Below are 735 nucleotides of genomic sequence, written 5' to 3' on the forward strand. Positions count from 1 at the left end.
GCGTATCGCGAGTGCCGCCGCCTGCGCAGTATCAGTATTGCTGACCAGATGGGCGAGATTGCCGAAAAGGTACGGGCAGCGGCTGATATCGGTGATTTTGAAAACTACATTCTGTCACAGGGTGGCCCCTGTACGCCCCGCGATCAGCAGACTGTCCGTGTCGCCCGTGAACTGGACGACAAACTCAATCCCTATGATGAAGCCGTTTCCAAGGTGGTGGGGATTTACGCGCAACTCAATCCCTGCGCCGGCGTGGTGAAAACACGCGAGCGCGAATATCGCATTGTCAAAAAACTCCAGAGTCACAGTACAACGCCTGAACACACAGGCGAAGGTTTGGGTTTTGATCTTTTAAAGAGCGCCATCGGCGCGCCTCGGAGTCCTGTCAATAACTGTGGGTCGGGGTATTGGCAGGGAGTTGAAGAAGGCGCAGTGCTCCCGCCTGATTTAACCGGAAAGGCATTATCGGATGTTCTCCAATGGGGATGGGCAACTGAGATTAACGCCGCTGAGAATGGCGCACAGCGCGAAGAAACCGGCGTTTCAGGGCAGCGGGTTATCTCCAGGATCACATTAACGCGAAAAGAAGAAGCGCTATTGCCTGATGTGATGAAGTTTACGGCGTCAATGGGTATTCCCATCAGCACTAAATCGATGGCGATGATGTTTGTGAAAGGCATGAGTATCAGCTTTGACGGCCAGATGATGCGGTTTGCTGAAGGCGAAGTCAGGCTG

At 53.6% G+C, this 735-nt stretch carries 1 pseudogene; it reads left to right on the forward strand.

What is annotated here, in order from left to right:
• Positions 1 to 735, forward strand: a pseudogene (locus NXS07_RS20520) (replication endonuclease); the annotation flags it as partial.

Source organism: Xenorhabdus bovienii, assembly GCF_024721015.1.
Lineage (GTDB): Bacteria > Pseudomonadota > Gammaproteobacteria > Enterobacterales > Enterobacteriaceae > Xenorhabdus > Xenorhabdus bovienii.